Genomic DNA, 22,326 nt, shown 5'->3' on the forward strand with positions numbered 1-22,326 from the left:
GATCCGTTTGCGGCTCATCTGTTCGCTTCACTTGAGCTGCAGATCCGTTTGCGGCTCATCTGTTCAGCTCACTTGAGCTGCAGATTCGTTTGCGGCTCATCTGTTCAGCTCACTTGAGCTGCAGATTCGTTTGCGGCTCATCTGTTCGGCTCACTTGAGCTGCAGATCCATTTATTTATTTAACGTTCACAGTTACATACCATTTTTCATCTTGCCATAACTGTGAACTGTCTGATTGATTGCTATGATTTTTTAAATCTTTAGCGATGTGGTAGTCAAATGAAACTTGATTTACTTTATCAGACCATTGGATTGCTTTCATATCATCACGAACTAATTTTAAATCTGGCTTTTCAAGAGTGATACGATACCCTTTATCACTTTCACCTTTATAAACATGTGCAATCGTTAAATATTGAATATTTTTACCTTTTTTCGTAATCATAAATGTATGAATGTCTTTTGATTTATTAGAGTGATTCTGCCCAATGTCACTCGTAGTGATATCCGTATCTGCAACGGTTCTACCTATAACGTATTTTTCTAAGTCATTTTTTGCATCTTTTACAGTTGCATATAAACCGCTTTGTAAGTAATTCACATCACTATCCGACATTGTATCTATTTTTTCATTTTTGAAATACATTACTGTACTTAATATGATTGCAAATACCACTGCTATGACAACGAAGATACCTATTTGTTTCCAATGCTTCTTATCTCTCATTAAATTGTACCTACTTGCCCGTTATTACCTTTGTTATAACTGATCACTTCAGATACTTCATGTCTTGAGCTATTGTATGGTGGTTTCACACCTTTACCAATAGCAATCATCATTACCGGGAAATAACGTTCTGTATCAATATCTAATACTTCCATTACTTCTTGTCTTTCAAAGCCACCAATTGGATTTGTATCATAGCCATAACTTGTTGCTACTAACATAAATTGCATTGCAGCAAGATTTGCATCCATCATAGCGTTATAAAGGAAATATTCTCTTTCTTTTAAATTTAACCCTTGTGATAAGAAACCTACCGTTTGATCTTTCACTTCTTGTGGCATGTAGCCTAAATCGACTGATTTTTGATAGATTGGATCTAACGTTTTAAAATGATCAACATCACCTAATACGAAAATAAACGCAGAACTTGTGTTTAATTGACGAGTATTGAACTGTACTAAATCTTTGATTTTCTCTTTTGTTTCATCAGTATCAATGATTACAAATCGCCAAGGTTGCATATTACATGAAGAAGGTGCTGTTGTTGCGTATTGAATCATTTCTTCCATTTCTTCATGACTAATTTTTACTGTTGGATCGAATTCCTTTACGGATTTACGTTTTGCTAATACTTCTTTAAATGACATTTCTAAAGACATAAAAAAACTCCTAACTATTAATTATAGTAGGAGTTTAACATGTTTAATTCATAATTGAAATCAATTGATTTCAAAGTATTTATTTTCTTCTTGCTGAAATGATCAACATCATTGGTCTTCTTAATTCATCTTTCATTTCTGGATGTTGATCTAACATTTCTTGAGTTGGAATTGGCTCATCAATTCCTTTAATTGAAAATTCATTGTCTAGTAATACTTGTATATAATGAGACAATGTACGATGATATTTACGTACTTTTTCACCTAAGAAATCAGTCTCACGTTCACCTTCACTATAATAATCATCTACTGGCCAAAATGCCTTTTGACCTGATGCGTCATAATACCAATCTTGTGATCCTTCAGCTGTATAAACTGGATGTTCCACACTAAATATAAATGTACCATTTATCGTTAAACAATCTCTTACAATTTCAACCACATCTTTGAATGATGGCAAATAATGTAGTGCCAATGAACTCATGACCACATCAAATTCGTGTGATTCAAACTCGACATCTTCTATTGGACTATGAATCAATGTAAATTGATCTGCATGTGGTTGCTCGGCAGCACGTTTTAACATTTTTTCTGAAATATCCACCCCAACGATACGTTCTGCACCTTCAGTCGCTGCATATTCTAAATGCCAACCGTAGCCACAACCTAAGTCTAATACATGAGCGCCCTTTAAACTTGGCATCATTTCTTTAAATGACGACCATTCTCCAGCAGCCTCTAAACCATGTTTCGAACGTTCCATTTCACTATATTTCTCAAAAAATGAGGTGTCATCAAATATATTACTGTCCATTACATTCTCCCTTATGATTAAAAGTTACCATTTTTCATCTTTAATCATTATATATCATATCTACTACTATGAATGCAAGAATGTTTGAAATTTAATAGTTCGATGTTGGTACTTTGGATTCAACAGACGTTTCTGATGTGTATACTTCTTTAATCACTGGCGTTGATGGTTCATCAATTACTATAGGTTTAATCGATATTTCTGGCTGCATTTTACTCATATAAATGGCCGCTTTTTGAAAATAAACATGACCTTCTGCCGCTTCTTTAAAACCTGCTTCTTTCAGTGTTTCATTATTTTTTTCAACCCCTGCATTAATCTTACTTATCGAATCAATATATTTTTCATTCGCTTTATTAATATTTTCATTGATTGCTTTTTGTTTTTCAGGGACTTTTGTCGTCTCTTTCTTCGCTTCATACGTTGCAATTTCTTTAATCACTTTATGATATTTTTCTTCTAATTTTGATGGATCATCTTCTTTAGAAATAGAAGTAAAAACCTCATTCATATGATTCGAATAATCAGAAGCAACATCTAAATATGCCATAGCAGGTGGTGCTGATGTTAATATTTGCTGTTTTGTAGTTTGGATGGTTGCTTTAGTTTGCGCTTTATTTTTAGAAATTAATCCTAACGTTTTACCATCTAAGTGTAATTCATGTAAGCCTTTGTATGACGTCTTGTAAGTTTTCTCTTTTACTTCTGAAGCATCACTACATCCACTCAATAAACCAATACACACGACAGACAGCATCCATTTTCTCATCGTTTTACTCCTAATTTTGTCGTTTTATAAATATTGCCTTTATTTTACAACATTTAATAAAAGAAGTAAATGGAGTAGCATTATTTACCAGTATATACAAAAATAAAGAACATCCTATAAGATGTTCTTTATTTTTTATTCTGTACTTACTTTAATAAATTCATAGACTTCAGAATTTGAATCTCCATCAAATGAATAAGATTCACTATATTCAATCGTTTTAATCATGCAATTATTTAATATTTTTACATTTTTACCACGTACAACATCACACACTGTATTTTCTAATGTAATGTCATTACCGATAATCTCTTTTGAAGTCAGTTTGTGATCATCATCTTTGAAAACCAACAATTCACGATCTGCTTTAACATCAATTTTTTGTGCTTTCATTGCTTTAATATAACTTGCGCTACCTAAAGTAATATTGATTTTTTCAGCAGTCAACATTTGATGCACTTCAATTAAACCTGTCGACTTAAATGATTTTGTATCCGTTAATCCGTCAATATATAACTCAGCGTCATTTGTGATTTCTGGAATAAAGACATCTGTTTCAAAACTGGCTTTTCCTTTATTATGTAACGTGTTACCTACTGTTTGTTTTTCTACTTTAAGCGAAGCGTCTTTAGCGACATTTAATGTTTGTGTTTCTAAAGTATCCGTTATATGAAGTTGTCCTTTAACTTCAACGAATGGTGCATTTAACTTACCGTTTACCGTAAAAATACCTGATGGTTCAATCATGATTTCATTTAATTCAATACTGCCATTCGTATCACTATTTGCATTTACTGTTACTTTTTCATAAATACCACTTTCAAGTGTTTCGTCTTTATCTAAATAAGTCATCATCACTTACCTCCAGTTTTTATTTATTATACCCTAAAACAAAAAAATAAATGCCAAACAACGTCTGACATTTATCGTGTATATTTCAATTCTCTAATTAATAAATAAAATAACATCGGGCAACCGATGATACTCATCATAATACTCACTGGAATTTCTATAGGATAAACAATATTCTTTCCAATAAAATCACCTAATACCAGTACTAGCATACCGAATAACACTGTCAGTATTGTTTGATCATAAAAACGACCTTTAACATGTTTCATCATTGCAGGTATTACGAGCCCAACAAAGCCAATAATACCTGTGACACTAATCAATACGGCAGTCATAATACTCGCCACTAACAATAATAAGTACATCAGTTTCGTGTAAGACATACCTAAACTCTTTGAAGTCAGTTCTCCTAAACGCATTAATGATAAGGAGTGATAATGGTATCCAATAATGATGATACCGATGAGTGTAACACACCCTACCAAAATGACGTCCATTAAATCAACACTACTCAAGCTACCAAATAAATAATTCAACATTTGTTGCTGTTTATTTGGATTCAGTAAAAGGAGTACATATAATACACTCGCAAAAAACATATTTAAAAACATGCCGAATAATATTAACGCCACTTGACGATTTCTAAATATACTCGCTAATAGCAATATCAATACAAGTGATAAGATACTCATAGAAATACTTAATAAAGCAATCGCAATATAAGACACGCCTAAAACAACGCCTAAACCAGCACCTAAACTTGCACCACTTGCTAATCCTAATGAATAACTGTCTGCCAGCATATTATTTAATATCGTTTGAAACAGTAACCCTGTAAAACTTAATATTACGCCTGAAAGTAAACACATGATGACTCTTGGCAATCTAATTTCAAAAAATATTGCTTGATCAAGTGGTGATGACAAATGAAGGAATTCACCTTCGCTATAAAATACATGTAGAAAACAGCTGATCAGTATGACAAATAATAAAATAACTAATTTATTTTTCTGCGATGGCTTTTGCAACTTGTTCTAATCCTTTAGCGATTCTTGGTCCTGGTCTTGAAATGTAATCATCATTTACAGCAACAACGTGATTATCTTGAACCGCTTTAATCGATTCAAACCCAGGACGTTTGCTGATTTCTTTTTGATATGCTTTTGTAGAAATACCACTAGTTGTAATCAATACATCTGGATTTTTCTTAATAATGGCTTCTTGATTCACACTTTGCCACCCTTTAATATCATGGAAAGTATTTTTGGCTGATAACTTTGTTAACATTGAATCAAAGAGTGTATCACTACCTCCTGTGTAAATCGAAGGATTACTTGAAACTTCAATAAATACTGACTTATCTTTTGTTTTTTCCTTATATTTATCAACTACACTTTTTACATCTTGATTAATTTTTTTCGTTAAATCTTTACCCGCATCTTCTTTATGAACCGCTTTGGCGATTTGGTTGATACTTTTACCAATCGTATCGATTGATTTTGTATCAGAAACAACAATGACTTTGATTCCTTTTTTAGCAAGCTTTTTCATCGTTTTTTCTTGAGCAATCGCCATAGTTTCATGCGTAAATACCATTGTTGGCTTCGCTTTTAAAATCGCTTCATAATTTAAATTCATAGCATCGAATTTCTTTATTTTCTTCACATCTTCTGGATAATCATCAACAGAAGATACACCCACAATTTGTTTATCCATACCTAATGCATATAAAATTTCTGTATTACTTGGCATCAATGAAATAATTCGTTCTTTTGGTTCTGATGATTGTTGATTACATGCTGCTAATAAAAAAACCATCACAAGTAACGTAATAATTCGTTTCATACATGACCTCCTGTTATTTATATGTTTATCATATACTAATTGTCTTAAAACGGAAACATACTGATTCTATTTGTAATCATGTTGTAAATATTACAAATATCAACATAGTTGTGTTGATGCTTTTGCCGTTATTTTTATACGTGACTGGCTAGTATTTGGTATTTACTAGCCACTCGGAGCAAAATTTCATCCAATATAAAAGCGAGTAGCTAGTATTATCAAAATACTAGCCACCCGCTAAAAATCAATATCAAAACTACATTTTCTCTGGTGCACTTACGCCTACTAATGTTAATGCATTTTTTAATGTAATTCTTACAGCATCTACTAATGCAATATGTGCACGGCTTTTCTCGATATCTTCTGTTAATACTTTTTCAGCATTATAGAATTTATGGAAGTGTGCTGCTAAGTCTTGAATATAATTTGTGATTCGGTGTGGTGCACGTGCTTCTGCTGCTTGTACGATTGTTGTTTCAAAGTCTGCGACACGTTTTAATAATTCAAATGCTTTTTCATTTGTGATTGTTTTGAAGTCTACTGTTTCATCCACTTTAATGCCTTGTTCATCTGCTTGGCGTAACATTGAACAAATACGTGCATGCGCATATTGTGCATAATATACTGGGTTATCACTTGATTGGCTCTTCGCAAGTTCCATATCAAAGTCAAAGTGTGAGTCAGGGCTACGCATTGATAAGAAATAACGTGCTGCATCTACACCAACTTCGTCCATAATATCACGTAATGTAATCGCATTTCCTGTACGTTTACTCATTTTTACTTCTTGACCATCTTGTAATAAACGTACCATTTGCATGATTTGTATTTCTAAACGATTAGAATCTACACCAAATGTTTCTAACGATGCTTTTAAACGTGGGATATAACCATGGTGATCTGCACCAAATAAGTTAATTAACGTTTGGAAACCACGTTCGATTTTATCGTAGTGGTATGCGATATCTGGTAAGAAATATGTATAAGTGCCATCATTTTTAATTAATACACGGTCTTTATCGTCACCAAATGATGTTGTTTTTAACCAAGTCGCTCCATCTTGTTCATATAAATAACCATTTTCACGCATTTTATCTAATGCAAGTTGAATTTCACCTTTTTCATATAAAGATGTTTCTGAGAACCAGTTATCAAAATGTACATTGAATTCCGCTAAGTCTGCTTTTAACTTTCTCATTTCGTATTCTAATCCAAGCTCACGGAACTTTTTAAGGCGTACATCGTCTGCTAAGTCTAATAAGTCTGGTTCTTTCTTCGCTAAATCTTCACCTATTTCAATGATGTCTTTACCGTGATAACCATCTTCAGGTAAAGTTGCTTCCATACCTAATGCTTGTTTATAACGCGCTTCAATAGAATATGCTAAATTCTCAATTTGCTTACCTGCATCGTTAATATAGTATTCACGAGATACGTCATATCCTGCACTTTTTAACACGTTACATAACGCATCACCTACTGCAGCGTTACGCGCATGCCCAATGTGTAATGAACCTGTTGGGTTTGCTGAAACATACTCAACCATTACTTTCTCGCCTTGACCTGCATCTGATTGACCAAACGCATCACCTTTTTCAATGGCTTCAGTAATAATGCTTGTTAAGTAACTGTTATCCATATAAAAATTGATAAATCCTGGGCCAGCAATATCAATTTTAGAAACGTTTGCTTTTGCAACATCTAAATTATCCACGATTGCTTGTGCAATTTCACGTGGGTTCTTGCGTGCAAGTTTCGTTAATACCATTGCAATATTACTTGCGTAGTCACCATTTTTCGTGTCTTTAGGATTTTCAATTTTAATTTCAGGCATTGCGCTTTCTTCAATTAACGATGCCTTTAAAATTGCCTGTTTGATTTCTTCAATCAATAAAGATTTTTGTTTTAATACGATGTTCATTCCATTCTCTCCTTGTATGTTATTTCATATGAATAACTGCCTAAATTGGCACCATTATTGTTGATGTGATACTGAATATAGATATGTCCACCTTGTTCATTTTGTTCGATGTGGAGTTGATTCGTTGTAATGTCCATCACCGTTTTTTGGTTGGCCATATGATACATATTTTGTGTTGTTTCGTAAGGTACAAATAAAAAATCTAGCGACAATGCACCTTTACGATGAATGCGTATTTGTCCATCCTCAACTTTAACGCGAACTTGAGTTTTTATGTCTTCTAATACTTCTTCATAAATGATGTATGTATGTCTTTTCTTCATACATTCGCCTGTAGTGTTGAATTCAAACACTTCTGTTTTTTCATCTGTTGTAACGGTTTGTTTTACTTGTATATCAATCACTAGAAGCTACCTCCATTATACGCCGTTAGTGCATAAAATTAAAGAAAGCAGGTATAAAAATACCTGCTCTCTTTAGTGTCCTAGCTATTTTTATAGCTACTCATAATATTACTTCTCTTAAACAAAAATTACAACCGTAAAACGATAAGTTCACAAATGACATAATTTTGCCACAAATTATAAATATTAATATTTATTGCAAAGTTTCTTTTAACGCATCACTAGACAGCGCCCACATTTCTGCATTGTGTGTCATCAGAAAATCCTTTAACACTTTCTTATTATCTTCACCGATGTGATCTAAAATAATATGATGCTTCATTGATTTATCCATCATATTCACATGTTCGGCCATGATTTTATAACCACGTTTTTTCTCTTTATTAACTGCCATATAACATGCTGTTACCCCTGCATAATATGGTCCTTTTTCACCACGTTCAGTCGTTACCCACACAAGCCAATATTCCTTTTGGCCTTCGCCTTCAGTTTCCGACTTATCCGTCACCCATTTTACACGCTTTTCAACTTCACTTCTTGCGTGCATTGCACCTACATCAATAAAAGCATGTTGTTCTTGTATATCTATAAAAACAGGTGCCACATTGTCTAAACTGATTGCACCAATATTAGTTCCTTTATGACCATCTAACGGATCGTTTTTTATAATGTTAAATTGAAAATCTGCCATACTACACCTCTTTATTCTAATTCATTTAATAAATTAATAATTGCCCCTTTTATCTCAGGGTCTTTAATATTCAGTATCATTTCTTTTGGATAATACAATTTATAATCTTTTCTTTGCACACCCGTTATTGAATTGATAATAACCGATTGTGAGCTGATTTCTTTTATCTTTTGATTGCGTGTTAACAAATGGATTGGCTTACGATTAGACAATGAGCCTGGGCGATTATAGTCATATGGTAAATCACTAAATGAATCGCATATCAAATAATATTCTGTATCAATACCTGCTTGTATAAATAATTCTGTCAGTTCATCAATGGTAATACTCGCACCGTCAAACGGAATATACTTAAATAAATCGCGATTGACAAATCGACGTGCCAAATCACTTAGAATCTCGTCCGATTCATCCATCCACTCTTGTAAATAATAAAATAGGACCGTCTCATCGAGTTTCAAATAATCTAATACTGATACATCACTGGATTCAAAAAAAGGCAACAGTTTATCTGGTACTTTATTAAATGTATATCCTTGTTCTTGCAACACCTTTACACGTTTAAAACACTTATTTAACAGTACTTCTCCACCACGACTCACTGGATGGAAATATACTTGCCAGTACATTTGATAACGGCTCATTAAGTAGTCTTCAACTGCATGCATACCACTTTCTTTAATCACTACTTCGTCTTTTGTTGGACGCATTAATCGTAAAATACGTTCCATATCAAAACTACCGTAACTTACACCTGTAAAATAGGCATCTCTTTGTAAATAATCCATACGGTCTGCATCGATTTGAGAAGAAATCATAGACACAATTAATTTATTTTCATGTGTTTTATTAATCACATCAGCAACTTCTTTAGGAAAGCCATCATGAACTCGACGTAATACTTGATTCACTTCTGTATCTCCTATAATAATACCTTGTGTGTATGCCTCATGATCTGTATTAAATATCTTTTCAAAACAATGTGAGAAAGGGCCATGACCTAAATCGTGCAATAACGCCGCACATAATGCAAGAGGGCGATAGTCATCACTCCATGCTTCTCGACCTTGGAACTGTTCAATCATACGTCTAACAATCTCATATACACCGAGGGAATGTGTAAATCTTGAATGCTCAGCTGATGAAAAACTTAAATACAATGTGCCTAATTGCTTAATACGACGAAGTCTCTGAAATTCTTTCGTTTTAATTAAATCCCAAATCAATTGGTCTCTTACATGAATGTATTTATGGACAGGGTCTTTGAACACTTTTTCTTCAGGCATTTTTTGAAATTGATAATCCATCGTATCCTCACCTTTTCTGTAATAATTCCAATATAACACATCTTTTATAAATATGAATGCAATCCACTTATTCACGCCGATTTCATAAGAAAAGTCTCAATATTGAAGTTGTCACGCTCCTATATTGAGACATTTTCACCATTCACATGATAATTTTATTGAACATTTTCTACTTTTTCTTTAAGAATGACATGAATGATATCATTGATACAATTATTATAAATACTGTCTTTCATATCATCACATATGGCATCCTCAAATGAAGGATATAAGTAATCAATGATGTTCTTACTCGCAATTTCACCTATTTCTATTTCATATGTATCCATTAAAAATTTTTTAAGTTTCAATGCTAATTCTATTTTCATTTTCATACGCCCTTTCTTTAAATCGCCATTTGCTCATAAAAGGTATCCATATCACCTAAAGTGACTGCCATAATTGCTTTTATAGAATGTAGACGATTTTCGGCTTGGTTGAATATCATCTCTTTATTCGTTTGGAAGACTTGATCTGTAATTTCCATTGCTTCTAAATCATATTTGTTATGGATACTTAATCCGATATTGGTATTTGTATCATGAAATGCAGGAAGACAATGTAACACAATGGTATTCGGATTTTTTGTTTTCTCTAATAGCTGCTGATTCACTTGAAATGGTTTTAATAACTGAATACGTTCATCTATTAAATCTTTAGACTCACCCATTGAAAACCACACATCCGTATAAATAACGTCTGAATTGACGATGGTTTTATCAATATCTGAACTGATATTAATCTTGCTACCAGATAAAGTTGCATATTGTTGCGCCATTTGAATGATATCATCATCTGGAAAAAGTTTTTCAGGACTTATGATGTTAACATTCACACCCAAAATTGATCCTGTTATTAATAAATCACGTGCAATGTTATTTCTCCCATCTCCGATATAAGAAAGTGTTTTATCTTCTAATGATCCAAACACTTCTGTGATTGTCATAAAATCTGCAATCATTTGTGTTGGATGCCATTCATCTGTTAAACCGTTCCATACAGGGACTTTTGCACTTGCAGATAAAGCTTCTACGTCTTGATGACGATGTCCTCTGAATTCAATTGCATCATACATTCTCCCGAGAACAATAGCAGTATCTTCTATAGACTCTTTTTCACCAATATGTAATTCTTCTTTACCAAAGTAATCTATATTTGCACCTAAATCACGACCTGCAACACTAAAAGCTGCCCTGGTGCGTGTAGAAGGTTTTTCAAAGATTAGCGCAATATTTTTATCTTTTAGCAGTTTGTGCGGTATATTTTCTTTCTTTGCTTTTTTCATCATTATTGAAAGGTCGATTAATTGCGTTAACTCCTCTTTACTAAAATCCATAATCTTCAGAAAACTTTTTTGTTTAAAATTTTTTATAATCGTCTCATCTCTATTCATTTTATCCAACTCCTTTAAAACATCATAAATAAAAGTGAATAAAAATGCAATATATATTATATATATTAATAAAAATTATATTACCTATATCAAAAATATGAGATTTTACTGAGAAAAAATAAAATGGGAATGCCATATAAACTGTATAAGCAGTACCCTTATGTGCTACTTATTCGTTTATTGACATTCCCCAATAATATGAGTCACTTTATTTTAATCGCTTTTTAAATAATCCTGTTTTTACTACTTCACCATATAAGTCACGATCATATGAGCGCAATAACTCAAATCCTCGGTTTTCGTAGAAACGTACAGCATCTTTATTCTCTAAAGACACTTCAACAAACGCTTCTTCATATTCTTCAAATTGAGTTAAAGCCGCTTCAAGTAGCGCACTACCAATTGAGCGACGTTGATACATTGGATCGACATAACTTGCTGCTAAGTACAATTCTTTACCATTGATAATATTAATGAAGCCCACAATCTTATCATCTTCTTCTGCAACAAGAAATCTTGAGTCATTTAATCGTTTTAATAAACGTTCATCATTATACAACGTCTCCAAAAATTGAGTAACCGTCGATGCGTACATAAATTTTAAATATGTGTCATACCAAGCTGCGTTAACTACTTCTTTAATTTTAGGTAAATCTTGTTCACTTGCTTTCCTAATAAACATGCTCATTATCCTCTACTTTATATCCTAATATTGTGAGTGAATATAACTGATGATCCATCGTAGCAACGTCAGGTAATTCACCATACACTTTAAAGTTATTCTTCTTAAATAATTGAATCGACGGTACGTTATGTGAAAATATAAATGCTAAAAGTGTCGATATATTTAATGTACTCGCATCTTTTTTCATTTGATCAATTGCAAACTGACCGTACCCTTTACCTCTAGCATCCGTTGTAATATAAATACTTACTTCAACTGTGCCATCATAGGCTGGTCTACCATAAAATGAGCTGAATGAGTACCACCCAACAATAACATCATTCTCCTCCATCACCATTAACGGGCGATGATCTTGATGGGCTTCAAACCATGGTAATCTCTCTTCAACTGTAACAGGTGCTGTATCAGCCGTCACCATTCTACTTTCAATTGTTTCATTATAAATAGCTACTATTTTGGGCAAATCATCTAATTGCGCACGTCTGATTGAAAGCGACATACATCCACCACCTATATACAATAATGTATATTATACCGTATGGACGTATGAATTGTAATAAATTGATACAAAATAATTGTCAATTCATTGAAATTGAGATGCTTTTAATATCCTTTTTCCTATCGGTGTAAAACATTTAAAAAGTAGCGCATAACTCCATCTTGATATACAGGGTAAATGCCTTGTGTATAAATAATGATATTCATAATATGGTCTTGAACCACGTGCCAATTTATAATCCTTAGCACCAGCGGAATTATTAATTTCATGTTTGTTTTGATTAGCTAGTTCGTACAAAAAACCACTTGTAATAAAATACAAATCATTTAAGGCGGTATCTAGTCCAAAATATGCTGGAAACAGCACGTTGTCTTTTATATCAATAGCCATAAAGGCAACCATATTGCCTTCTTTATCTCTAATAATTATCCAAGATAAATTTAAATGTTGATACATGTATTCAAAGAACGCCTTTGTATAATGCGGATTATGTTGAGAGTATTTTTGTAAATAAACTTGTTCATAAAGCGACAAAAGTCGATCAAATTCATTTGGTGCAATTTGATGATCTACTGTGTATTCACTTTTTTTATAGCGTTTTAAATCCTTTTTCATGTCTTTTCTTTCATTTTTAGAGTGTTTCTCATTTGGATCATAACAATACACCGCTCTAGAAATCAGTGGTTGAAATGCTAATGATTTCAATTCCTCTATATGCGGTGCATCAAACTTCTCATTCATTGTACGAAACACAATGGCATGCTTTGGATACATAGAAATTAAAGCAGCTTTAATTTGTTCAATTTGTATAAATTGTGAAGCTTCATATTGTGTTGTTGACATAAAACTAGGAAAGACTGTAATAGTACGTTCACCAGTTGCACGAAAAATAAGCTTTCCAAAATTTAAAATTTGAAAAGCCAATGCTTTTTGTATTGAATGTATCTTCATTCTATCTACTTCTTCAACCATTTCGTCAATGTACTGTGCTTTAAATGAATGTATCCAGCTATCTTCGTGCCCATTATAAATACTAAATGGAATCAATTGTCCATTCAAAGATAAGACTTTTACTTCCGCATGAACATTTGTAATATATTTCTCAATACCTTCCATCATGCATTTTAAATATGCCGGATGTGTATGATTTAATGCTGTAAAATCAATTTCTTCAAATGAATTGTAAATCTTCAATACGATCCCTCAAATCTTTCTTGTCCATCGATATTCCATTCAATATCATGTGTCGTGATTGAATTCACTTTTACTTTCGCTTGTTTCGCTGAAATCCACCATTTCGCACCACTAATCAACTGTTCAAAGAAAATTACCTTTTCACTCGGATGCCAAAATACATCTTTACCATACTTTAATTTCTCAAAGTTATGTTTTTTCGGTCTCATAATTAAGTTATATAAAGATACAAAAATCAATTGACGTGCTTCATATTTAGGTTCGCATGGCTTCAACAACCACACTTCCGGTTGCATAAACAATGCACCATTCGTTGCACGTGGATTACATTCAATAAAGTAATAATCCCCTGTTGTATCACACTTAATCACATCAAATGCGATTTGATATGACCAATCTAACTGTTGAATTAAAGATTCTATAATGGCCTTTAATTCAGGGTTTTGTTGAGAGTGAAAATGCGTTGAACAATTATAACTGTCATGCGTATTTGATAAATAAAGTGAAGTAGATAACGCTTCACCTTTATAAGCCATTGAATAACTACACCATTCTACCCCTTTAATTAATGTTTGAATCATAAAAGGAAATTCGATGTTATGATCATTCTCAATTTCCATAAGCGTTAATTTACGAACAGACTGACTAAAACGACCATAAGGCTGTTTAATGATATACTCATCACCCGGGAAATCATTCATAAATCTCGTTAATTCTTGATGCGATTGTACGTATTCAGTATCAGGCACTTTAAAACCAAGAGATTCAACCAACTTCGTAAAGTTGTACTTGTTATGCACAGATACCATCTTTGTCATATCTTCAACCCAAATCGGGGCATGAATTTGGTGTCGATATTGAGATAAATAAAATGCTTCTTCATTCAAAGGTAGGATAAAATCAATGCGTTCTTCTTTAATAATACGATTGATATCATTTATATATTCTTGGGTTGAGAACCTAGGTGACGTTGTTAAAATGAACTTTTCAATAAACTTAGATTTCTTAATACTCACTTTCTTTGTTGAATCACTTAACACAACAACTCTACCTAAAGCCACTTGCTGTTGGACAACTTCATAAGAAATCGGGGCTCTTGCACCCGTCACTAGGACACGTTCCATACGCTCACACCCTTAATATTATTTATTGCTTTAATCGTATCAAAACGTTATTAACGTAATGTAAATTTACAATAAATAAATGTATAGATTGTTAAGCTATGATATTTTTTTAATAAAAAAAGCGTAAGACAATGAATGTCTTACGCTTTTGTACCAGCCTTATTGTCAGCGGTTCAAAAGCAGCAACTTCGGTAAACAACCTCTCATTCACTCAAAATCAAAAAGCGATTTTGGTTCATGCTCGGTTTTTACTCGTTGCTGAACGCTTTTGTACCAGCCTTATTGTTAGCGTATTATGCTTTCATGCGTTTTGCACGTATTTTTGCGTTTTGTTCTTCTAAACGACGTTTACGTTCTTCGTTACGTTTTGCTAATCGTGCTTCTTCTTCTGGATCGCGTTTTTTCTCTAGATGTTTTTTTACTTTTTCTAATAATTCATCTTCTGTTAATGCGGCGATTGGGCGGTTATTTACAAATGCGAAAGTTTTCTTACGACCAGGGCCACAGTAAGATTGACATGCAATTTCTACTTCCGCATCAGGATCTAACTTTTCTAATTTAGGCATTAATGTTCTTAAACACACACCTTGACAATCATCGCACACTTGAAACTTATTACGCATTCGTATCACCACCTTTATAAATTTTTTGATTACGTTCAACCATGCGTTCGAAGTAATTATTATACAACGTCCAGTCACTATCTGTCATCTCATTATTTGATAAAGTTGCTCCTAAATCTTTTAATGCAAATAACAATTTGAACATGACATCTTGTACTGTTAACGTTTCTCCCAGCAATTCTGATAAGCTTGCCATACATGTTGGATCAATATTAGGATAATCAAACTTCGTTATTTCCTGTTGTTTTGCAACTTCATAAAACTTTTTCATTAAAGCTGCGCGTTCTGAACCTGATCCTTCTACACATAAATAAATTTGAACTGCTACGCCACCTTTTACTCTGCGTTGTGAAATGCCAGCAAACTTCTGATTATCAATACTCAAGTCATAACTGCCAGGACAATATGAATGTTTAATTTCTTTCGCTTCAATTTGAACTTCGTAATCTTTAAACATTTCGCGAATCAGTTCAAGCATATACTCATAACCTTGATCAATAGAAAATGTTATATCTCCTTTAAAGATCAATGAAATATTAAGTACGCCTCTATCTAATACAACACCTAATCCACCTGAATTTCTAACAATAGCACCATAACCTTGGTCATTAAGAAATTGAATACCTTCATCTAAATATGGCAAGCGAGAATCATGAATGCCTAAGATAATCACGTGATCATGAATCCATGTTCTGATGATATTAGGTAATGCTTCTTTACCAGTTAATTCACAGAACATATCATCAAAAGCAAAGGACTGCATTGGCTGCAGTCCTCCTGTATGATCAACATATTGAAATTGAGATTTAAATATGTTGTTGTTCATCTTATAATGATTGCGCCGCAGTGATGATTGATAAAGATACTACGTCTTCAGTTGAACATCCACGTGATAAATCATTCACTGGTGCATTTAATCCTTGTAAGATTGGTCCTACAGCATCAAATCCACCTAAACGTTGAGCAATTTTGTATCCAATATTACCCGCTTCTAAACTTGGGAATACAAATACGTTTGCATCACCTTGAATTGGTGATTCAGGTGCTTTTTTGCTTGCTACTGATGGAACGAAAGCTGCATCAAATTGGAATTCACCGTCAATGACTGTACCAGCTAATTCAGTTTCTTGTGCTAATTTTTCTTGTGCTAATTTAGTCGCTTCTGTTACTTTTTCAGTTTCAGGTGTTTTTGCAGAACCTTTTGTAGAGAATGATAATAATGCTACTTTAGGGTCCATACCAAATGTTTTTGCTGTTTTTGCAGATTCGATTGCAATTTCAGCTAATGCTTGAGCATCTAAAGTTGGGTTGATTGCGCAATCACCCATTACATATTGTTCTTCATCACGAATCATAAAGAACACACCAGAAGTTCTTGTTACACCTGGTTTAGTTTTGATAATTTGTAATGCAGGACGTACTGTGTCAGCTGTAGAATGCGCCGCACCTGATACAAGACCTGCCGCTTTATTTGTATATACTAACATTGTACCGAAGTAGTTTGGATCGTTTAATAATGTTTGAGCTTGTTCTTCAGTTGCTTTACCTTTACGACGTTCAACGAAAGATGCAATTAATTCATCGCGTAATTCACTTGTTTTAGGATCGATGATTTCAATACCTTCAATTGAAACACCTAATTTGTCTGCTAAAGCTTTCACTTCTTCAGCATTTCCTAAAACAACAGGTTCTACTTTATCACCTTTATGAAGTTCTACTGCTGCTTGTAAAACACGCTCGTCAGTACCTTCTGGTAATACGATTCTTACGTTTTTACCTGTTAATTTTTCATTTAATACGTCTAATAATTTAGCCATAATTGCCTCCTAAAATGTATTTGCATGTTATATTATAGACCTATTTTCAATAATTTTCACGCATCTAATATTGTAATTTGTATGAATTATATGTGTATATGGTATGATATTAATGATTAATAAAGTTAAGGAGATGTTTTCATGAACGAAGCAGCAAAAACATTAGATGGTTGGTACAGTTTACATTTATTTTATGCGATTGATTTTACAAGCTTAAAAGTTGTAGAAAAAGAAGACCGCATTAAAATGGTCGAAGAATTACAAGCATTTATCAACTCTTTAGAAGACAACCATACTAAAAAAGAAGGCTCTTATGCTTTTTACAACATTACAGGCCAAAAAGCAGATTTAATGTTATGGTTACTACGTCCTGAAATGAAAGATTTAAACAAATTAGAAACACAATTTAATAAATTAGCAATTCGTGATTTCTTAATTCCTACTTATTCTTATGTATCTGTGATTGAGTTAAGTAACTACTTAGCACAAGGTTCAGATGAAGATCCATACGAAAATCCACATATTAAAGCAAGATTATATCCAGAATTACCACGTTCTGAATACGTATGTTTCTATCCAATGGATAAACGTCGTCAAGGTGATGATAACTGGTACATGTTAGATATGGATCACCGTAAAGGTTTAATGCGTTCACACGGTATGATTGGACGTGGCTATGCAGGTATCGTTAAACAATTCATCACAGGTTCAGTTGGTTTTGATGATTTTGAATGGGGCGTTACATTATTCTCAGATGATGTATTACAATTCAAAAAGTTAGTATATGAAATGCGTTTTGATGAAGTTTCAGCAAGATACGGCGAATTTGGTGCATTCTATGTTGGACATATCTTAACAAATGAAGATTTACCAGAATTATTTGAAGTATAATTTTCGTTTATTATAGACTGAAATAAAAAGCGATGATGACAAAAATGTGGCATCATCGCTTTTTACTTGTTGCTGAACGCTTTTGTCCCTGTCTTAATCAACGGTACAAAAGCAGCAACTTCGGTAAAGAACCTCACCTTCACTCAAAATCAAAAAGCGATTTTGGTTCAGGCTTGCTTTTTACTTGTTGCTGAACGCTTTTGTCCCTGTCTTTAACTTACATGGCTGACTTCTTCTATAAATGTATCAACGTCCATATGTTCATTGTCAAAGTATACGCATATTTGCTGACCAAATATACATTCAATATTAATATCCATATCATAAACGCGTTTTAAGTTATCTTTATGAATCACTTCATCTTTATGTCCTGATAAAATCACTTCTCCATCTTTTAAAGCAATGATTTCATCTGCATAACAGCTCGCAAAGTTGATATCATGAATAACAATAATGATTGATTTGTTTTTCTCACGTACTAATCTTCTTAATAACTGCATCATCTGTACAGAATGTTTCATATCTAAGTTATTTAAAGGCTCATCAAGAAATATATAATCTGTATCTTGAGCTAATGTCATCGCAATATACGCACGTTGTTTTTGTCCACCTGACAGACTATCTATAAATCGATCTTCATATTCTTCAAGTGCAAGGTATTCAATAGCTTCATCAATAATGCGGTTATCTTCTTTTGTCAATCTTCCTTTTGAATAAGGAAATCTGCCGAAACTTACTAAATCACGCACCGTTATTTTTAAGTTTGTATGGTTGGATTGTTTTAATACGGCTAGTTGTTTGGCAATGTCCTCACTTGGTATTTTATGAATATTTTTATCATCTAATGTAATCTCACCGTTATCATAATCCATTAAGCGTGTAATCGCTGATAACAACGTACTTTTGCCTGCGCCGTTTGGACCGATAATCGCTGTAATTTTACCTTTATGAATATCCACTGATACGTCATTTAATATCGATTTTTTACCTATTATTTTAGATACATTGTTTACTTTAATCATGTGCGCCCTCCCTAAACAGTAAATAAATAAAGTACAATCCACCTGCAAAGTTAATCATAATAGTGATTTCAGTATTTCCATCAAATATATATTGGTTCATCATCTGTCCAATTAATAAAGTCATAATTGAAATCAAACATGTTGATATTACAAGATATTTGTGTTTATAAGTCTTTGTAAATTGATACGCAATATTACACACGATAATACCTAAAAATGTGATGGGGCCGACGAGTGCTGTTGAAACACTGACTAATATTGAAATAATGAGTAGTAGTCGTTGCGTGAATTGATTGACGTGTATCCCTAAATTAATAGCATGTGTCTGTCCTAGACTCAATACATCCAGTTTATGACTTTGTGTATAGATATAAATCAATAAACAAACTATAATGACACCACTAATCATCATGAGTTGATCATTAACCGTATTAAAGCTTGCAAATAGTTTATCTTGTAACATTAAAAAGTCATCAGGATTCATCACCATATGCATAAAACTAGATAAACTTTGGAAACAAGTACCCATTACTAATCCGAACAATAAGACAAAATATACGGATTGATTACCTTTAAATACGATTCTAAATAGCATTACTGTAAAGATCATCATTAATAAGACTGATAAAAAGAAATTCGTGTATACATTAAAGTAAACTTCTCCTAATTTGCCAAACACAAATATAATAATTGTCTGTAAGAAAAGGTACACCGCATCTAGCCCTATCACAGATGGTGTTAACAAGTGGTTTTCAGTAATGGTTTGAAATAGTAATGACGATACGCCGATTGCACATCCAACAAGAATAATTGCCATGACTTTTTTAATTCTTGACGGTAGCATATATCCTAAAATATTAAAGTTTAAATTGATTAAAATAAATGCAGCAATTAATAATAGCGTAGCTGCTAATAAGATTAAGACACGTCTTTTAAGCATATGCTTTCCTCCTCTTTAGGAGTAAAATCATAAACACAATACTGCCAAAAATACCTAATGTGAGCCCAATTGGAATTTCATACGGGAAAATAATAATACGACTAAAAATATCAGCAACCATCACCATAATCGCACCAAGGACTGCAGTATAAGGGACTGCTTTTTCGAGATGATCTCCAAAGTATAGAGAAACAATGTTTGGAATAATCAAACCAAGAAACGGTAAAACACCGACCGTCACGACAACAGTTGCTGAAACAATCGCAGCGATAATTACTCCTAAATTCATCATTTTCTCATAAGATATACCAAGATTTTTACTAAAGTGTTCGCCCATGCCAACAATCGTAAAGTGATGTGCAAATATATATACGAGTATCAGCATCGGCACGATAATCACCAATACTTCATATCGCCCTTTTGTAATCATCGAAAAATCACCGACAAAGAAATTAGAAATACTTTGAACTGCGTTAAATCTTAATGCCATAAAAGTCGCAATAGATGAAACGATATTCCCTAACATTAATCCAACTAAAGGAATAAAAATAGCATCTTTATATTTAATGCGTCTTACAATCCACATAAAACTAAAAGTACCAATAATCGCTGTAATAATACTCATCAATAGCTTTAATAGAAGCGGTGCATCTGTGAAAAATATCATGGTAATTAAAATACCTAATTTAGCAAAATCCATCGTCCCAGCTGTCGTTGGTGATACAAATTTATTTCGTGTTAACTGTTGCATTAATAAGCCTGCAACGCTTAAGGCACTACCTGCTAAAATTATCGATAAAGTTCTTGGTAATCTTGAATTTAATAATACGTTCAATTGGTTCTCATCTAAACGATGTAGTTGATGAATGGATAAGTCAACGACACCTGTAAATATAGAAATGATTGATAACACTATTAAAACGAGCGTCATGGTCAATAGTTTCATAAAATACTCCCTTTAGAATGCACAAAAGGAGGAGGCATTATGATGCCTCACCCCGAATAAAAATTATGTGCTTGTTATTTTTGATATGCTTTTTCTACTTCTTCAATTTGTTTCACTGTTGTAGATGCGCCACCGCTTGAGAAATACCATAAGTATGGATCTAAATCGATAATTTTATTCGCTTTAATCGCGCTTACATTTTTAATGACATCATTTGATAAAGCTTTTTTACTTGATGATTTACCACCAACAGCTACCCCACGGTCCATTGCGAAGATAATGTCTGGGTTCTTTTTATTTAAATATTCAAAGTTAATCACTTGTCCATGGCCTTCAGCTTTAATATTTGTATCTGCTTCTTTAACACCTAATACGTCATGAATAAAGCCAAATCTGCCACCTTTACCAAATACAGATAACTCACCTTCATTTGCTAAGATAAATAAGCCTTTATCTTTAGATTTATCTGCCATTTGCTTCACTTCTTTGATTTTTTTATCTAGTGCATCATTTAATGCTTTTGCTTTATCTTCTTTATCAAAGACTTTCCCTAGATTCTCTGTGTTTTTCTTAATTGAACCGATATAATCTTTATCGTCTGTTCCAACATATAAAATCGTTGCGTCTGGTGCAGCCTTTTTCATTTCTGAAATCACTTTTTGATTCGCTGTACGTCCAGAAATTAAAATCAACTCAGGATTTACTTCGGCTAACTTTTCAAAATTAGGTTCTTTTAATGTACCTAAATTCTCATACTTTTTATCTTTATATTTTTCTAAAAACTTAGGAAGACTCATATCATTCTCACCTTTAGGCATACCCACAATATTTTTGTCCGCTTCCATATCCATTAAAGTTGTTAATGCAGCATAGTCATAAGTTACTACTTTTTTAGGGTTTACAGGTACTTCAACTGTTTCACTTACTTTCTTAGCATCAGAACCATCTTTTTTCTCACCTAACACTTTATAATTAGATTCAATTTTAATTGTATTTTTACCAGATTGATCAGACTTTTTCTCACTCGCTTTATTGCCACATGCTGCAAGTGCTAACACCATTAATAATGCGACGAGTAAATAAGATACTTTTTTCATTTACAATAGCTCCATTCAGTTTAGTTGTATGTTTGCTGGCCAAGCAAAAATGATAATCATTATCAAT

At 33.0% G+C, this 22,326-nt stretch carries 25 protein-coding genes; 1 reads left to right on the top strand and 24 read right to left on the bottom strand.

Annotation, left to right across the window (positions count from 1 at the left end; all coding sequences use genetic code 11):
* Positions 1-175: 175 nt before the first annotated feature.
* From ER639_RS08900 to pta, 20 genes are all read right to left on the bottom strand, one after another.
* Complete coding sequence (locus tag ER639_RS08900) at positions 176-727, bottom strand: hypothetical protein (RefSeq protein WP_129065440.1); 552 nt, start codon at positions 725-727, stop codon at positions 176-178.
* A complete protein-coding gene (locus tag ER639_RS08905) occupies positions 727-1,386 on the bottom strand; it encodes a nitroreductase family protein (RefSeq protein WP_129065441.1) in 660 nt (219 codons plus the stop codon). The genes ER639_RS08900 and ER639_RS08905 overlap by 1 nt, the downstream gene beginning before the upstream one ends.
* 79 nt (positions 1,387-1,465) lie before the next feature.
* On the bottom strand, positions 1,466-2,200 hold the full coding sequence (locus ER639_RS08910) for a class I SAM-dependent methyltransferase (RefSeq protein ID WP_129065442.1): 735 nt from the start codon (positions 2,198-2,200) through the stop codon (positions 1,466-1,468).
* Between the two features lie 91 nt (positions 2,201-2,291).
* A complete protein-coding gene (locus tag ER639_RS08915) occupies positions 2,292-2,969 on the bottom strand; it encodes a hypothetical protein (protein WP_129065443.1) in 678 nt (225 codons plus the stop codon).
* 135 nt (positions 2,970-3,104) lie between these two features.
* The gene (locus ER639_RS08920; RefSeq protein ID WP_129065444.1) at positions 3,105-3,824 is read right to left on the bottom strand and encodes a hypothetical protein; all 720 of its coding nucleotides are present in this window, start codon (positions 3,822-3,824) and stop codon (positions 3,105-3,107) included.
* Between the two features lie 68 nt (positions 3,825-3,892).
* A complete protein-coding gene (locus tag ER639_RS08925; protein ID WP_129065445.1) occupies positions 3,893-4,849 on the bottom strand; it encodes a FecCD family ABC transporter permease in 957 nt (318 codons plus the stop codon).
* Complete coding sequence (locus ER639_RS08930; RefSeq protein WP_129065446.1) at positions 4,824-5,666, bottom strand: heme/hemin ABC transporter substrate-binding protein; 843 nt, start codon at positions 5,664-5,666, stop codon at positions 4,824-4,826. Before ER639_RS08930 ends, ER639_RS08925 begins: the two co-directional genes overlap by 26 nt.
* 256 nt (positions 5,667-5,922) lie before the next feature.
* Positions 5,923-7,587 (bottom strand): arginine--tRNA ligase, encoded by a 1,665-nt coding sequence (argS, locus tag ER639_RS08935; RefSeq protein WP_129065447.1) that lies wholly within the window; start codon positions 7,585-7,587, stop codon positions 5,923-5,925.
* The gene (locus tag ER639_RS08940; protein ID WP_129065448.1) at positions 7,584-7,991 is read right to left on the bottom strand and encodes a YwiB family protein; all 408 of its coding nucleotides are present in this window, start codon (positions 7,989-7,991) and stop codon (positions 7,584-7,586) included. Before ER639_RS08940 ends, argS begins: the two co-directional genes overlap by 4 nt.
* A 193-nt stretch (positions 7,992-8,184) precedes the next feature.
* The gene (locus ER639_RS08945) at positions 8,185-8,682 is read right to left on the bottom strand and encodes a YwhD family protein (protein WP_129065449.1); all 498 of its coding nucleotides are present in this window, start codon (positions 8,680-8,682) and stop codon (positions 8,185-8,187) included.
* Positions 8,683-8,693: 11 nt separating this feature from the next.
* Entirely contained in the window at positions 8,694-9,989 is a 1,296-nt protein-coding gene (locus ER639_RS08950; protein ID WP_129065450.1) for an HD domain-containing protein, read from the bottom strand.
* 155 nt (positions 9,990-10,144) lie between these two features.
* Entirely contained in the window at positions 10,145-10,357 is a 213-nt protein-coding gene (locus ER639_RS08955; protein WP_129065451.1) for a DUF2164 family protein, read from the bottom strand.
* Between the two features lie 17 nt (positions 10,358-10,374).
* On the bottom strand, positions 10,375-11,421 hold the full coding sequence (gene argF, locus ER639_RS08960) for an ornithine carbamoyltransferase (protein WP_129065452.1): 1,047 nt from the start codon (positions 11,419-11,421) through the stop codon (positions 10,375-10,377).
* Positions 11,422-11,629: 208 nt separating this feature from the next.
* Entirely contained in the window at positions 11,630-12,103 is a 474-nt protein-coding gene (locus ER639_RS08965; RefSeq protein WP_129065453.1) for a GNAT family N-acetyltransferase, read from the bottom strand.
* A complete protein-coding gene (locus ER639_RS08970) occupies positions 12,093-12,605 on the bottom strand; it encodes a GNAT family N-acetyltransferase (protein WP_129065454.1) in 513 nt (170 codons plus the stop codon). Before ER639_RS08970 ends, ER639_RS08965 begins: the two co-directional genes overlap by 11 nt.
* 84 nt (positions 12,606-12,689) lie before the next feature.
* Entirely contained in the window at positions 12,690-13,799 is a 1,110-nt protein-coding gene (locus ER639_RS08975; protein ID WP_129065455.1) for a hypothetical protein, read from the bottom strand.
* A complete protein-coding gene (locus tag ER639_RS08980) occupies positions 13,796-14,923 on the bottom strand; it encodes an ATP-grasp domain-containing protein (protein ID WP_129065456.1) in 1,128 nt (375 codons plus the stop codon). The genes ER639_RS08975 and ER639_RS08980 overlap by 4 nt, the downstream gene beginning before the upstream one ends.
* 293 nt (positions 14,924-15,216) lie before the next feature.
* On the bottom strand, positions 15,217-15,546 hold the full coding sequence (locus ER639_RS08985) for a YuzB family protein (RefSeq protein ID WP_129065457.1): 330 nt from the start codon (positions 15,544-15,546) through the stop codon (positions 15,217-15,219).
* On the bottom strand, positions 15,539-16,372 hold the full coding sequence (locus ER639_RS08990; protein ID WP_129065458.1) for a lipoate--protein ligase family protein: 834 nt from the start codon (positions 16,370-16,372) through the stop codon (positions 15,539-15,541). The genes ER639_RS08985 and ER639_RS08990 overlap by 8 nt, the downstream gene beginning before the upstream one ends.
* 1 nt (position 16,373) lies before the next feature.
* Positions 16,374-17,363 carry a phosphate acetyltransferase gene (pta, locus tag ER639_RS08995; RefSeq protein WP_129065459.1) on the bottom strand — a complete coding sequence of 330 codons (990 nt, stop codon included), beginning with the start codon at positions 17,361-17,363 and terminating at the stop codon, positions 16,374-16,376.
* Between the two features lie 141 nt (positions 17,364-17,504).
* On the opposite strand from pta, the gene hemQ reads away from it, so the two are divergent.
* Positions 17,505-18,254, top strand: a complete 750-nt coding sequence (gene hemQ / locus ER639_RS09000; protein ID WP_129065460.1) for a hydrogen peroxide-dependent heme synthase — start codon at positions 17,505-17,507, stop codon at positions 18,252-18,254.
* Between the two features lie 212 nt (positions 18,255-18,466).
* On the opposite strand, the gene ER639_RS09005 is transcribed toward hemQ, so the two are convergent.
* The 4 genes from ER639_RS09005 to ER639_RS09020 form a co-directional block, all read right to left on the bottom strand.
* On the bottom strand, positions 18,467-19,276 hold the full coding sequence (locus tag ER639_RS09005; RefSeq protein WP_129065461.1) for an iron ABC transporter ATP-binding protein: 810 nt from the start codon (positions 19,274-19,276) through the stop codon (positions 18,467-18,469).
* Positions 19,269-20,216 carry an iron chelate uptake ABC transporter family permease subunit gene (locus ER639_RS09010; RefSeq protein ID WP_129065462.1) on the bottom strand — a complete coding sequence of 316 codons (948 nt, stop codon included), beginning with the start codon at positions 20,214-20,216 and terminating at the stop codon, positions 19,269-19,271. The genes ER639_RS09005 and ER639_RS09010 overlap by 8 nt, the downstream gene beginning before the upstream one ends.
* Positions 20,209-21,162 (bottom strand): ABC transporter permease, encoded by a 954-nt coding sequence (locus tag ER639_RS09015; RefSeq protein WP_129065463.1) that lies wholly within the window; start codon positions 21,160-21,162, stop codon positions 20,209-20,211. The genes ER639_RS09010 and ER639_RS09015 overlap by 8 nt, the downstream gene beginning before the upstream one ends.
* 74 nt (positions 21,163-21,236) lie before the next feature.
* Positions 21,237-22,259 carry a ferrated catecholamine ABC transporter substrate-binding lipoprotein SstD gene (locus ER639_RS09020; RefSeq protein WP_129065464.1) on the bottom strand — a complete coding sequence of 341 codons (1,023 nt, stop codon included), beginning with the start codon at positions 22,257-22,259 and terminating at the stop codon, positions 21,237-21,239.
* Positions 22,260-22,326: the final 67 nt, after the last annotated feature.

This window comes from Macrococcus sp. DPC7161 (assembly GCF_004117835.1).
Classification (GTDB): Bacteria; Bacillota; Bacilli; order Staphylococcales; family Staphylococcaceae; genus SDSC01.